Annotated in this window: 13 protein-coding genes; 4 read left to right on the forward strand and 9 right to left on the reverse strand. The window is 76.4% G+C overall.

Annotated features, from left to right (window positions below; all coding sequences use genetic code 11):
• Positions 1 to 142 precede the first annotated feature (142 nt).
• Genes TEK04_RS14545 through TEK04_RS14560 form a run of 4 tightly spaced genes read left to right on the forward strand, consistent with a single transcriptional unit; the run spans position 143 to position 2,644 of the window.
• The gene (locus TEK04_RS14545) at positions 143 to 607 is read left to right on the forward strand and encodes an STAS domain-containing protein (protein WP_336405069.1); all 465 of its coding nucleotides are present in this window, start codon (positions 143 to 145) and stop codon (positions 605 to 607) included.
• Positions 604 to 1,137: a GAF domain-containing protein gene (locus tag TEK04_RS14550; RefSeq protein ID WP_336405070.1), complete on the forward strand. Its 534-nt coding sequence runs from the start codon at positions 604 to 606 to the stop codon at positions 1,135 to 1,137. Before TEK04_RS14545 ends, TEK04_RS14550 begins: the two co-directional genes overlap by 4 nt.
• A complete protein-coding gene (locus tag TEK04_RS14555; RefSeq protein ID WP_336405071.1) occupies positions 1,134 to 1,901 on the forward strand; it encodes a GAF and ANTAR domain-containing protein in 768 nt (255 codons plus the stop codon). The genes TEK04_RS14550 and TEK04_RS14555 overlap by 4 nt, the downstream gene beginning before the upstream one ends.
• Positions 1,901 to 2,644, forward strand: a complete 744-nt coding sequence (locus TEK04_RS14560; RefSeq protein ID WP_336405072.1) for an ANTAR domain-containing protein — start codon at positions 1,901 to 1,903, stop codon at positions 2,642 to 2,644. Before TEK04_RS14555 ends, TEK04_RS14560 begins: the two co-directional genes overlap by 1 nt.
• Before the next feature lie 9 nt (positions 2,645 to 2,653).
• Here the strand turns inward: TEK04_RS14560 and TEK04_RS14565 are convergent, their stop codons facing one another.
• The 9 genes from TEK04_RS14565 to TEK04_RS14605 all read right to left on the reverse strand — a co-directional run bounded on the left by TEK04_RS14565 (position 2,654) and on the right by TEK04_RS14605 (position 12,466).
• Positions 2,654 to 3,517 carry a helix-turn-helix transcriptional regulator gene (locus tag TEK04_RS14565; RefSeq protein ID WP_336405073.1) on the reverse strand — a complete coding sequence of 288 codons (864 nt, stop codon included), beginning with the start codon at positions 3,515 to 3,517 and terminating at the stop codon, positions 2,654 to 2,656.
• Positions 3,518 to 3,626: 109 nt separating this feature from the next.
• Positions 3,627 to 4,859 carry an ABC transporter permease gene (locus TEK04_RS14570; RefSeq protein ID WP_336405074.1) on the reverse strand — a complete coding sequence of 411 codons (1,233 nt, stop codon included), beginning with the start codon at positions 4,857 to 4,859 and terminating at the stop codon, positions 3,627 to 3,629.
• A gap of 59 nt (positions 4,860 to 4,918) precedes the next feature.
• The gene (locus TEK04_RS14575) at positions 4,919 to 5,635 is read right to left on the reverse strand and encodes an ABC transporter ATP-binding protein (RefSeq protein WP_336405075.1); all 717 of its coding nucleotides are present in this window, start codon (positions 5,633 to 5,635) and stop codon (positions 4,919 to 4,921) included.
• The gene (locus tag TEK04_RS14580; RefSeq protein WP_336405076.1) at positions 5,632 to 7,203 is read right to left on the reverse strand and encodes an efflux RND transporter periplasmic adaptor subunit; all 1,572 of its coding nucleotides are present in this window, start codon (positions 7,201 to 7,203) and stop codon (positions 5,632 to 5,634) included. Before TEK04_RS14580 ends, TEK04_RS14575 begins: the two co-directional genes overlap by 4 nt.
• A gap of 2 nt (positions 7,204 to 7,205) precedes the next feature.
• Entirely contained in the window at positions 7,206 to 8,210 is a 1,005-nt protein-coding gene (locus tag TEK04_RS14585; RefSeq protein WP_336405077.1) for a hypothetical protein, read from the reverse strand.
• Between the two features lie 100 nt (positions 8,211 to 8,310).
• On the reverse strand, positions 8,311 to 9,021 hold the full coding sequence (locus tag TEK04_RS14590; protein WP_336405078.1) for a response regulator: 711 nt from the start codon (positions 9,019 to 9,021) through the stop codon (positions 8,311 to 8,313).
• A complete protein-coding gene (locus tag TEK04_RS14595; RefSeq protein WP_336405118.1) occupies positions 9,018 to 10,205 on the reverse strand; it encodes a sensor histidine kinase in 1,188 nt (395 codons plus the stop codon). Before TEK04_RS14595 ends, TEK04_RS14590 begins: the two co-directional genes overlap by 4 nt.
• 81 nt (positions 10,206 to 10,286) lie before the next feature.
• Complete coding sequence (locus TEK04_RS14600) at positions 10,287 to 10,979, reverse strand: HAD-IA family hydrolase (protein WP_336405079.1); 693 nt, start codon at positions 10,977 to 10,979, stop codon at positions 10,287 to 10,289.
• 299 nt (positions 10,980 to 11,278) lie between these two features.
• A complete protein-coding gene (locus TEK04_RS14605; RefSeq protein WP_336405080.1) occupies positions 11,279 to 12,466 on the reverse strand; it encodes a Rieske 2Fe-2S domain-containing protein in 1,188 nt (395 codons plus the stop codon).
• Positions 12,467 to 12,622 lie beyond the last annotated feature (156 nt).

Consider the following 12,622-nt stretch of genomic DNA (forward strand, 5'->3'; position numbering starts at 1 on the left):
AGGCCGCTTCGTTCCGCGCGGTTGACCGAACCGCTCAGGCGCGAAAGGGTCGGTACCCGGCCGGGACGACCGGCCGGGGAGCACCACCACCGCCCTGTGTCCGCGGTGACCTGATGGTCGACGACGGATGGAGCGCGCTGTGTTGTCCACGTACCCGAACACGGCACGTCCGCCGAGCGCGCGCGGCCGGCACGCCGCCGACGAACCCGACCCGGCCGCCGCGCCGCCGCCCCCGCGGTGGTGGCGGCGGTTGCTGCCGCGGACCGGGGACGACGTCGTCGTGGAGGACGGCCAGCTCGTCGTCCGCGTCCGGGGCGCACTGGACGACCTGGGTGCTGCCCAGCTGACCGAGCACGTGCACGGCGGGCGCGGGCTGCGGCTGCACCAGGTGGTGGTGGTGCACCTGGGCGGGTGCGACTTCGTCAACGCCCGCGGGTTCCGCGCCCTGCTGCTGGTGCAGGACCAGGTCGTGCTGCACGCGGGCCGGTTGCTGGTGCTCGACCCGCCGCGCACGCTGCGCGTCCTCTGCGCCACGCTGCCGGGCCGGTTGACCCTGGTGCCCGACGGCGGCGCCGGCGACGGCGGGGCGCCGGAGGTGCCGGCATGACGCCGGACTCGATCACGCAGGTCGCGGCCCGGCTCGACGACCTGGTGGTGTCGGTGGCGGAGCTGCTGGCCGTGGAGTGCGCGGGGCTGCTGCTGCGCGACTCGGCCGACCGGCTGCGCACCGTCAGCAGCAGCGGGTCGGCTGCCGACCAGCTGGAACGGGCCCAGGAGACCACCGGCGCGGGTCCCGGCCCCGACGTCCACCGGGCGGGCATCCCGATCGCGGTCGCCGACGTGCTCGCGGTGCCCGACTACGCCGACCTGGCCCCGCTGCTGCGGGGCAGCGGGGTGCGCGCGGTCATGTCGGCGCCGGTGCTGGCCGGTGACGTCGTGGTCGGCAACCTGAACGGCGTCGACCCGGCCCCGCACCCGTGGACCGACCGCCAGCAGGCCGCCCTGCAGACCTTCGCCGCCCTGGTCGCCGACGTGCTCGTCCTGTCGGCCGCCAGTCGCGGCGAGGACGTCGCCCACCTCACCGACGACCTGGCCGACCTCGACGACCTCGACGACCTCGACGGAGCGATGCCGTGAACAGCGACGCCGTGAACACCGTGCACCCGGTCGACGCGCACACCCTGGCCCGCACCCTGCGCGACCTGGGGACCGCCGAGCCCCCCGCGGGCGAGGACCTGCTCAACGCGGCCCTGCAGCGGGTGGTCGAGGCCTGCGCCGGACTGTTCGACATCGCCGGCTGCGGGTTGATGCTCGCCGACGAGCACGGGCACCTGCGCTACGTGGTGGCCACCGACACCACCAGCTGGGCCCTCGAGGACGCCCAGTTGGAGGCCGGCGAGGGCCCGTGCGTCGACGCCTACCTGCAGGGGGCGACGACCACCACCGAGGACGCCTGCGCCGACCCCCGCTGGCCGGGCTTCTCCGCCGCCCTCGGGCGGGCCGGGGAGGCCGCGGAGGTGCAGGTGGTCGGGGCGGTGCTGGGCACCCCGCTCAGCCTGCAGGGGACCGTCGTGGGCAGCCTGGACGTGCACCACTCCTCGCCCGTGCGGTGGTCGGCCGACCAGGTGCGGGCGCTGGTCCGCTTCGGGCGGGTGGCCGAGACCATGCTCACCGTCGGCGTGCAGGCCCACGAGACGGGCCGGTTGGCCGCGCAGCTGGAGTACGCCATCAGCCACCGGGCGCCGATCGAGCGCGGCGTGGGCTACCTGATGGCCCGTGACGGCCTGGCCCAGCACGAGGCGTTCGCCCGGCTGCGGTCGGCCGCGCGCACCGCCCGCCGCCCGATCGGCGACGTGGCCCGCGCCCTGACCACCTCCGGGCTGCTGCCCGGTGAGCAGTGATGAGCGCCCCGGCCCGGGCGGCGGGCACCCCGGAGCGGACGGCCACCCGCGCCGCGGTGTGCTCGCCGGAGGAGCTCGCGCAGGTGGCCCACGCCGCGCTCGTCGACCTCGTCGACGCGCTGCCGGCGGCGGTCTCGGCGACCGTGGTGACGGTGACCCAGGGCTCGCGGCTGCGGCCGTGGGCGAGCAGCGGGCCGGCCGGCCTGGACCTCGACACGGTCCAGGCCGCGGCGGGCGGTGGACCCGCGGTGACCGCCGCGGCCGACCCCGACCAGCTCGTGGTGACCGGCGACGTCTGGGCCGACCCGCGGTGGGACCTCGCCGCTGACGGCCCCACGCCCCCGGTCCGGTCGGTCGTCGCGACCGCGCTGCCCGGGACGGCCCGGGCGCGGGCGGTGCTCGTGGTGCACGGCACGGGGCCGGACCTGGCGGACCCGTCGGTCGTCGAGCAGGTCGAGGTGGCCCTGCCCGACCTCGCCGCCGGGGTGGCCGTCGTCCAGGCGCGGTTGGAGGTGGTGGACCTGCAGCGGGCCCTGGCCAGCAACCGGGTCATCGGCGCCGCCATCGGGGTGGCCATGTCCGCGCACAAGCTCCCCTACGACACGGCCGCCGAGCTGCTGCGCACGGTGAGCAACCACACCAACACCCGGCTGGCCGACCTCGCCGAGCAGATCCTGCTCACCGGGGAGGTGCCGCAGGTCCTCCCGCGGCCACGCGCCCGGCGTCCGGTGCCCCGCCTCTGACCGGCCCGCTCAGGTGTGCAGGGTGTGGCTGGGCAGGCGCCCGTAGGCCTGCTTGTACTGGGCGGTGAACCGGCTGGGATCGGCGAACCCCCAGTCGCCGGCGATGCGTGCGATGGTGGCGCGCTCGGGGTCGGCGGCCAGCAGGTCGGCGTGCACCCCCTCCAGCCGGACCCGGCGCAGGTGGGCCAGGGGTGTGGTGCCCAGGTGCTTGCGGAAGGCCAGCTGCAGGGCCCGGACCCCGACGCCGGCGACCCGGGCGAGGTCGTCGAGGTCGACGTCGGGGTGGGCCTCGATGTGGGCGACCGCGCGGCGCAGGGAGGCCGGCTGCGGGTCGGGCCGGGTTGCCGGCGGCGGGTCGAACAGCTCCAGGAGCGTGGCGGCCACGAGCCGGCCGTGGGCGTGCAGCAGCAGTGCGCCGGGGTCCGGCCCGGTGCCGCCGTCGAGGGTCGAGCGCACGTAGGCCGTGGTGTGCCGCCAGACGGCGGCCGACCGGTGGTCCAGCGTGTGCGGTCGGAGGCGCGCGGTGCGCCGCGCGCCGTCCTGGGGGTCGAGGTCGACCAGCAGGGGGAGGTGCACGGTCGTCACGTCGACGGTGGTGCCGGCGGGCACGGCGACGGTCAGCTCGGCGTCGGGCCGGGCGGCCAGCGCGACGTCACCGGGCCCCAGCCGTCGTCGGACCCCGGCGTCGGTGGTCTGCACGTGCCCGGCGCGCACGTGCAGGACGACGAGGTCGGTGGTCGGGGTCAGCGCGTACCCGGCGGGCGCGTCGTGGTGGACGCGGTGCAGCCGGACCGGGCCCAGGTCGATGCCGTCCTGCGGGGGACCCGGAGGGCGCCCGGTGGAGGTGACGGCGGAGGGGACGGGGGAGCGCATGCTCATCACCTGCTGGGCGGCGTCGGTGCCCCGCCACGGACGCCTCGGTGTCGGAACTGGGAGTCCCCACCCTCCTCGTGCCGGCCGAGGAGGGCAAACCGACGCGCGGTCAGGTGCCGCCGCGCAGGGCCTCCACCGGCTCGATGCGGGCGGCCCGGCGGGCGGGCACCCCACCGGCGACCAACCCCAGGACGGCGCCCAGCAGCGTGCCGCCCAGCGCCACCCACGGGTCCACGACGGGCGCCCAGCCGCGGGCCGCCGAGATGCCGACGACGGCCAGCACGCCCACCGCGGCCCCGATCAGCCCGCCCAGCAGGCCGATGACCACCGACTCGGCCACGAACTGGCCGGCGATCTGCCGGGACGTGGCACCCACCGCCCGGCGCAGCCCGATCTCCCCGGTGCGCTCCACCACCGACAGCATGGTCACGCTGGCGATGCCCACGCCGCCGGCCAGCAGCACGATGACCGACAGGATGACGAACACGCCGTTGACGTCGGCCTGCACCGACTGGCCCAGCTGCGACCGCGCCGACGGCGCCTGGACGTCGAGGGTGCCGGGCTCGTCGGGCGCCAGCGCCAGCGGGGCCTGCTCGGCCAGCTGCGGCCCGGTGCCCACGGCGATGCGGGCCTGCAGGTCCCCGGGGGTGCGCAGCCCGACGTCGCCGCGGGCGGTGCCGGTCGGCATGATCACTGCGTCCAGCAGCTCGCCGCGCACGTCGGTGCGGTCGACGATGCCCAGCACTGCGTAGGCGATGCCGTCGACGAAGATCGAGGGCTGGTTGTCCACCCGCTCGACGCCCAGCCGCGTGGCCGCCCGGCTGCCGAGCACCACCACCCGGTCACCGCGGGCGTCGTGCCCGGTGTCGAAGAACCGGCCGGTGGCGACGTGCCCGCCGACGGTGTCCAGCAGCTCGGCCGAGGCGGCGTAGAGCGCGGGGGGCGCGACCGGCGCCTGGGAGGGGTCGTTGACCGCGACGGCGGTGACGGTCGCCTCGGGCAGCGACAGCTCGGCCAGCAGGGCCGCGGACTGCACCCCGGCCAGCCGTTCCATGCGGTCGACGGCGTCCCACGGGAGCACCCCGGTGGCCACGGTCGACCCACCCGAGCCGCCGGTCTCCGCGGTCCCCGGCGTGACCACCAGCGAGGTGGCCGCCGCGGCGTCGAACTGCCGGGCGATCTGGCCGGCGGCGGTCTGCGCGAAGCCGATGGTGGCGATGAGCGCGGCCACCCCCAGCACGGTGCCGACGACGGTGGTGACGAGCCGGCCGGGGCGGGAGCCGATGTCGGCGGTGGCCTCGCCGAGCAGGTCGGCGAGGGTGAACCGGTCGGCGGCGGGCACCTTCCCGACCACCTCGGGGCACGGCGCCGCGGGGGTACGGCCAGCCCGCACAGGCAGCCTCACACCTCCTCCGCGCGGCCGTCGGTGAGCCGGATGCGGCGGTGGGCGCGCCGGGCCACCCCGCCGTCGTGGGTGATGAGCACCAGGGTGAGGCCGTCGGCGTGCAGCTCCTCGAACAGCGCCATGATCTCGCCGGTGGTGGTCTGGTCGAGGTTGCCGGTGGGCTCGTCGGCCAGCAGCACCCGCGGCCGGGTGGCCACGGCCCGCGCGACGGCGACCCGCTGGCGCTCGCCGCCGGACAACCGCCCGGGCAGGAAGTCCATGCGGTGCCCCAGGCCGACCCGCTCGAGGGCCGCGCGGGCCCGGGGCTCCCGCTCGGCCCTGGGGGTGCCGGCGTAGAGCATCGGGAGCATCACGTTGTCCAGCACCGAGCGCCGGGACATGAGGTGGAAGGCCTGGAAGACGAACCCCAGCTGACGGGCCCGCAGCGCCGCCCGCTCGTCCTCGGTGAGCGTGCTGGTCAGCACCCCACCCAGCCGGTACTCCCCGACGGTGGGCCGGTCGAGCAGGCCCAGCAGGTTGAGCATCGTGGACTTGCCCGACCCGCTGGGGCCGATGATCGACAGGTAGTCGCCGTCGGGCACCGTCAGGTTGACGCCCTTGAGCGCCTGCACCTCGGGCGGTCCCGGGAACGAGCGGGTCACGTCGCGCAGCTCGATGGCCGGGCAGGCCTCCTCGCTGCCCACCGGGTCGACCGCCGGTGCGGGCGCGGTCATCCGCCGACCACGACCAGGTCGCCCTCGTCGAGGTCGCCCCCGCTCGGCCGGACCTCCACCGCGCCGTCGGCGGCCAGCCCGGTCTCGACGGTGACCAGGTGGGTCCGCGCCCGGTCGCCGTCGCGGGGGTCGCCGTCGACGACCTCGACCCGGGACTCACCGCCCGGGCCGGCGGTCAGCGCCGCCAGCGGCACCGACAGGACGTCGCCCTCGGTCGCGCCCACCGGGATGACCACCCGCACGTTGCTGCCCTGCAGCGCGGTGACCTGCTCGGGGGTCAGGTCGCCCGGCGTCAGCTCGACGGTGGCCCGGGCCTCGGCGTCGTCACCGGGGGTGACGGCCGCGATCGTGGCGGTGGACTCGCCGCCGTCGGGCAGGTCGAAGGCCGCGGCCATGCCGGGGGTCAGCAGCCGCGCGTCGGCGGCGGCCACGGTGCCCGACAGGCCCAGGGTGGCGCCCGAGACGGTCATCGCGGTCCCCTCGAGCACCGTGCCCCGCTTGAGCTCGGTCGCGTCGACGCGGCGCGGCAGCTGGGTCAGGTAGAGGATCTCGCCGGCCGGCAGCGCGGGCAGCGCCTGCTGCTGGGCGACGGCCAGGGCGTCCTGGGCGCCGGCGACCGCGTCCTGCGCGTTGCTGACCGCGGCCTGCTCGGCCGAGGTGTTCGGTGCGGCGCCCAGCTGTTGGCGCTGCAGCTGGGCCAGGGCGAGGGCGTCGCGCAGGTCGCCGATGGTGGCGCCGTCGTCGGGGGTGGTGGCCAACGCCTGGTCCAGGGCCCGCTGGGCGCTGGCGACGGCGTTGTCCGCCGTCCGGACGTCGACGGCCGAGGGGCCGGCGCGCTTGGCCGTCAGCTCGGCCTGCGCGGCGGCGAGCGCCTGCTGGGCCGACCGGACGCCGTCCTGCGCGGCGGTCACGGCCTCGGCGGCGCCCTCCTCGGCGGCGGGCGCGGGGTAGCCGGCCTGGGCGTACAGCGAGGACACGGCGTCGGCCGCGGTGCGGTCGAACACGTCGTTCGCCGGGTCGCCGGCGTCGAGCCCGACGGCCCGCATGGCCTCCTTGAACTGGACGACGTCGGGACCGGACACCCCGAAGCGCAGCGTGCGGTAGGCCGGCAGCTCACCGGGCAGGACGACGACCGGGCGCCCGGCCAGCTCCAGGGCCACCGACAGCGGGCCCAGCTCGGCGCCCACCTCGGGCACCTGCCCGGTGACCACCGCGGGGCCGGGCAGCCCGGAGGTGTCGATGGTGACCTCGACCGGGTCGGCGTAGCCCACCTCGCCGCGGATGGTGACGTCGTTGCTGAGCTGCCCCAGCTCGACGGGGGCGGTGACCAGACCGGGTTCGGGGGTCTGCGCCGCGGCGTCGTCCGGGGCCAGCACGTACCGGCCCAGCACGAGCCCGGCGACCAGGGCGACCACCGCGACCGCGGCGGTGGTCCACAGCGCCCGGTTGCGCCGGGCCAGGCTGGTCCAGGCGGCGAACCGGCCCGGGGCGGCCGAGCCGTCCGCTGAGGGCTCCTCGGGGTCGGCCGCGTGCAGGGGGGCGGTGCCGGGGTCGTCGGGTCGGGTCATGCTCAGTCCTGCTCGGACGCGGCCTTGAGGGCCTCCAGCTCGGTCTTGTGGTCGGCGATGAACTGCTCCTCCAGCTCGAACTGGATGTCCTGCGCCGTCTGCCGGTAGTCGGTCTCCTCGCGGCAGTCGAGGTCGGCCAGCGCCAGCTCGACCTCCTCCTCGCCGAGGGCGTCCATGGCGGCCTGGTCGGGCCCGACGTACTCCTCGCCCTCGGCGGGGGCCGCGGCGTCGTAGAGCTCGTTCTGCTTCTCGTAGACGGAGTTCTGGGCATCGGCCTGGGTGGCGAACCCGCCGTGGCCGGCGGCGTCCATGCAGGCCGACCAGGCGGCGTCCAGCTCGGCCGTCCGCGGGTCGCGCTGGGTGGTCTCCCACAGCTCGTCCATCGCGTCCATGAGGGGCGCGAACTCCTCGGACTGCGTCGGGTCCTGGGTCTCGTACACCTCGTGCTGGGCCGCGCCGTAGCAGCCGGCCGTCGTCCAGTCGTACTCGTACTCGCCGTCCTCCATCGCCGCCATCTCCTCCTCGGTCGGCGACGGACCGTTGAGGGCCTCGTAGAAGGCGGTCTGCTCGGACTCCGACAGGCTCGCGACGTAGTCCTCGTTGGGGTCGACGTACTCCTGGGAGTCGTCGACGGGCTGGTCGTTCCACGGGGAGTTCACCGCGCCGTAGCCCCACTGCTGGACCCACTCGCGGTCGTCGGGCTCCCAGACCACGTCGTCGCCGCTGGAGACCACGGTCCCGTTCGAGGTGTTCGGGATGTACTCGAACCCCTGCTCGACCATGCAGTCGGCGACCATCTCCTCGATCTGCCGGTTCTGCTCGTCGTACTGGGCCTGCTGCTCCTCGGGGGAGAGGTCGCCGCCGTAGACCGCGCTCATGTACTCGCTGAGCGGGGAGGTCTGCTCGGCGGCGTCACCGCTCCCCTCCGGGGACGAGGAGCACCCGGCGAGAACGACGGCGGAGGCGCCGAACGCGGCCAGGCAGGCGGTCAGACGTCGAGTGCGCATTGGGGTGTCCCCTCCGAGTGGCGGTCGTGGGAGGACAGTAGGACAATCCCGGGCACTTCGGAGTCATCCCGGGGTCGGATCCACGGATCCACCCCAGGGCTCAGTGGGCGGCGTCGCGCAGCAGGTCTCCCGGGTGCACGAGACCCGAGCGGAAGGCCAGCACCACCGCCTGCACCCGGTCGCGGCTGCCGGTCTTGGCCAGCACCCGGCCGACGTGCGTCTTCACGGTCGCCTCGCTGACGAACAGGCCCCGGGCGATCTCGGTGTTGGAGGCCCCGTAGGCCATCTGCACCAGCACCTCGGTCTCGCGCGGGGTCAGCTCGGCCAGCGCCGGCTCGGGCCGCCCGGGCGCGGCCGCGGCGCCGCCGCGCAGCATGGGCGCCACGTGCTGCAGCAGCCGCCGGGTGGAGCTGGCCGCGATCACCGAGTCACCGGCGTGCACCGTGCGCACCGCGGCGAGCATCTCCTCGGGGGCGGCGTCCTTGAGCAGGAACCCGCTGGCGCCGGCCCCGATCGCGGCCACGACGTACTCGTCGAGGTCGAACGTCGTGAGGACGACGACCCGCGGTGGCTCGGGCAGCGCCGTGACCTGCCGGGTGGCCTCGATGCCGTCGGTGCCGGGCATGCGGATGTCCATCAGGACGACGTCCGCGGCCGTGCGCCGCAGCAGCTCGACCGCCGCGCCGCCGTCCCCGGCCTCGCCGACGACCTCCAGGTCGGGCTGGGAGTCGATCACCATGCGGAACCCGGCGCGCACCATCTGCTGGTCGTCCACCAGCACCACGCGGGTCGTCGGGCGGGGGCTCGTCATCGGCGTCGACGGTAGGGGAGGACGGCGTGGACGCCGTAGCCGCCGCCGTGCCGTGGCCCGGTCTCCAGCCGGCCGCCGTGCAGCACGGCCCGCTCCCGCATGCCGATCAGCCCCTGGCCGTCGCCGTCGGGGGCCAGCATCGCCGCGGCGCCGCGGCCGTCGTCGAGCACCGAGACCTCCAACGCGTCGGGGCGCCACTGCAGCCGCACCCACGCGCGGCTGGCCGGGCCGGCGTGCTTGAGCACGTTGGTGAGCGACTCCTGCACGATGCGGTAGGCGGCCAGCTGGGCGCCGCCGGCCATCTCCATCGGTTCGCCCTCGGTGAGCAGGTCGACGTCCAGCCCGCTGCGCCGCACGTCCTCGACCAGGGCGGGGATGGTGGCGACGTCGGGCTGGGGGGCGAACTCCTGAGCATCGCCCTCCCGCAGCACCCCCAGCAGCGAGCGCATGTCGGCCAGTGCCTGCCGGCCGGTCGCCGAGATCTGCTCCAGCGCCCCGACAGCGACCTCGGGGTCGGTGCGTCCGGCGTACCGGCCGCCGTCGGCCTGCGCGATGACGACCGAGAGGGAGTGGGCGACGACGTCGTGCATCTCGCGGGCGATGCGGGCCCGCTCGGTGGAGGCGGCCAGCCGCAGCTCCTGGTCGCGCTCGAGCTCCAGCAGCTGCGTCCGCTCGCGCGCGGCGGCCTCGCGCTGCAGCCGGCCGCGCTTGACCAGCCCCATCGCCCAGCAGGCCACCACGAGCACGCCGATCGCCCCGGCGGTGACGGCGAACTCGAACAGGCCGCCGTAGGACGGCGGGCCGCCGGAGTAGGAGTAGCCGCCGAAGTAGCGCAGCGCGGCCAGCAACGCCCCGACGAGTCCGAGCACCAGGCCGGCCCGCTCGGCCCACCGCGGCCCGTAGGCGGCCAGGGCGTAGACCATCATCGGGACGGCGATGTTCGCCGGCAGGAACTGGCTGGTCAGCGCGACCTGTGCCAGTCCGACGACGACCACCACCGCCGCGGCCGGCACGGTGGCCACCCGGCGCCACGCCAGCGGGGCGACCAGGCCGATGCCCAGGGCCACGTCGACCGGGGTGGCGGTGCCGCTGCCGGTGAAGGCGACGCCGACCAGCAGCACGGCCAGCGCGAGGACGACGTCGACCGCGAACGGGTGCCCGCGCACCCGGTCGGCGAAGGTCATCGGTTCCACCACCGCGACGCTAGGCAGTGCACCGCCCGGTGTCGTCGTCCTGGGGGATGAGACCGGCGTCCGCCCCGGGGCTCACGCCAGCGAGACGGTGATCCCGGCCGGTCCAGCGGCGAACCGCACGTGCGACAGGTCGGGGGCGTAGCCGTCGGCCTCCAGCTCGCTGTGGTGGTGGGTGTCGCCGACCGCCAGCGTGGCGCAGCCGGCGGCCCGACCGGCGGCCAGGCCGGCCGGGGCGTCCTCGACCACCAGGCAGCGGTGCGGGTCGACCCCGAGCCGGTGCGCGGCGAGCAGGAACGGGTCGGGGGAGGGCTTGCCGTTGACGATGTCGTCCACGCAGACCACCTCGCGCGGCGGGCGCAGGCCCGAGCCGTCGAGCCGGGCCCGCAGCAGCGGGCGGGTGCACGAGGTGACGACCGCGACCCGGTTGGCCGGCAGGGCGGTCAGCGCGGCGACCACCCCGGGCAACACGTCGATGCCGTGGCCGGCGACCTCGACCTCGAGGGTGTGGATGCGCTCCAGCGCCGCGGCGCGGCGGTCCTCGGGGAGGAGCTCGGCCACGATGCGGCGGGCGGGCAGGCCACCGAGCGCACCGAGGGCCGCCGGGTCCACGCCGCACTCGTCGGCCCAGGTGTGCCAGGCGGCGAGCGAGCCGCGCATCGAGTCGATGAGCGTGCCGTCCATGTCGAACAGCACGCCGTCGAACGCCCGACCGGTCAGGGCGTCGAGGTCGAGGAAGGCGCCCGTCGGCGCGGAGGTCCGTTGCACGCCACCCAGGGTGCCACCACCAGTGTGCAGGGGAACGGCCCGAGGGCGGCGTGGGGGTGACCAATGGTCGACGAAACGGGGCAGTCCGTTTCGTCGTCGGCGACGTCGTGCGCCGAGCGCTGGCTGCCGACCCCGAGGACCGCTACGGCCTCCTCGACGACCCCGTGGAGGCAGCCCGCGTCCCCCAGGGGGCCGGGCGTGGCTGGGCCTGCTCCCGCTGCTCGTCGCAGCCGTGGTCCAGGGCCAGGCGGACCATCACCGGCGGGTCCCACCGCTCGGCGTCCGCGGGGCGGGTGGGTTCAGGCAGCGGCCACATCGTCGTCCTCCTCCTGGTCGGTCCTGCGGGCGGCGACCACGAGGTCGGCCAGGGTGGTGCGCAGGGCCGCGCCGAGGGCGTCGGTGGCCACGTGCACCTCGTCGCGCGGGGTCAGCGGCAGGCCCCGGCCGCGGTCGGCCGGGTCCAGGCGGCTGACCGCGGCCTGCAGGCGCAGTGCCGCGGCGGTCAGGTCGGGGCGGGTGACCCGGCCCTCGACCGACACCCGGGCGTGGACGCGGGTGCAATCGCCGTCCTCGGGCTGCAGCAGGACCAGCTCCCACCGCACGGGCCCGCCGGCCGGCTCGACCCGGCGCAGCAGCTGGAAGGGGGCGGCGACCTCGGTGCGCACCCGGAGGTCGTCGGTCTCCCAGGTGCCGGTGAAGCCACCGGACAGCGTGTGCACCTGCCGACCCGGGCCGAGGAGGGCGTCGAGCAGCACCGCCGCCGGGGTGGCGGTGCGCAGCGGGGGCAACCACTGGGCCCGCCCGACGCCGGTGGCACCCAGGTCGGTGGCCACCGGCCGCCCCGGGGCGACCCACACCATCCCCTCGCGCTCGCGCACCCCCCACGCCGCCGGTGCGACCGCGATCCCGTCGTCGCGGCGCTCGAGGGTCCAGGTGCGGCCGAGCAGCCGGACCGACAGCCACCCCCCGGGGGCGAGCTGGTCGGCCGCGGCGACCGGGTGCCAGGCGTGCGCCAACGCGGGCGCCAGGTTGTCCAGGACCGGGCCGCCGGGGGGCGGCAGCGCGGGCACGGGTTCGGCGACGGTGTCCGCACCGGCGCGCGGGGGACGCTGCTGCGCGGTGCGGTCGGGGGCCAGCCAGACCCAGCCGTCGCGCTCCTCGACGGCCCACGGGGTGGTGAGGTCGGCCCGCGGCGGCGGGACGGCGTGCGGGCCGAGGGCGGGGACCTCGGTGCACCGGCCGTCGGCGGCGAACCGCCAGCCGTGCCCGGCGCACCGCAGCTGCCCGCCCACCACCGTGGCGGCGGTCAGGGTGGTCAGGCGGTGCGGGCAGCGCGGCGAGAAGGCCGTGACCTCGCCGCCGGGCCGCAGCCGGAGGACGACCCAGGCCTGACCGCCGGCGCCCACCGGGACGGGGGTCGTGCCGACGTCGGCCGCGCGGGCCACGGGGAACCAACCGGGGGCGGGGACGGACCGCGAGGAGGCCATGCACCAGTGCACCGCCCGCGCGTTCCCACCACGTTGCCCGCGTGTGACGTGTTGTGCTCGGTGGGCCGCGTGGGGCGACCGAACCGGAGCGGAACGGGCGGCGTCGGACGCGATGTCGAGGTGGACGTCTAGTGTCAGCGGTCACACAGCGGACCC

Source organism: Klenkia sesuvii, assembly GCF_037083825.1.
In the GTDB taxonomy this organism is placed as follows: Bacteria; Actinomycetota; Actinomycetes; order Mycobacteriales; family Geodermatophilaceae; genus Klenkia; species Klenkia sesuvii.

Excerpts from the sequence above, each read along its gene's own strand:
- TEK04_RS14550 (WP_336405070.1), top strand. The coding sequence starts at position 604 with ATGACGCCGGACTCGATCACGCAGGTCGCGGCCCGGCTCGACGACCTG.
- TEK04_RS14560 (WP_336405072.1), top strand. The coding sequence starts at position 1,901 with ATGAGCGCCCCGGCCCGGGCGGCGGGCACCCCGGAGCGGACGGCCACC.
- TEK04_RS14565 (WP_336405073.1), bottom strand. The coding sequence starts at position 3,517 with ATGCGCTCCCCCGTCCCCTCCGCCGTCACCTCCACCGGGCGCCCTCCG.
- TEK04_RS14575 (WP_336405075.1), bottom strand. The coding sequence starts at position 5,635 with ATGACCGCGCCCGCACCGGCGGTCGACCCGGTGGGCAGCGAGGAGGCC.
- TEK04_RS14580 (WP_336405076.1), bottom strand. The coding sequence starts at position 7,203 with ATGACCCGACCCGACGACCCCGGCACCGCCCCCCTGCACGCGGCCGAC.
- TEK04_RS14585 (WP_336405077.1), bottom strand. The coding sequence starts at position 8,210 with ATGCGCACTCGACGTCTGACCGCCTGCCTGGCCGCGTTCGGCGCCTCC.
- TEK04_RS14590 (WP_336405078.1), bottom strand. The coding sequence starts at position 9,021 with ATGACGAGCCCCCGCCCGACGACCCGCGTGGTGCTGGTGGACGACCAG.
- TEK04_RS14595 (WP_336405118.1), bottom strand. The coding sequence starts at position 10,205 with ATGACCTTCGCCGACCGGGTGCGCGGGCACCCGTTCGCGGTCGACGTC.
- TEK04_RS14605 (WP_336405080.1), bottom strand. The coding sequence starts at position 12,466 with ATGGCCTCCTCGCGGTCCGTCCCCGCCCCCGGTTGGTTCCCCGTGGCC.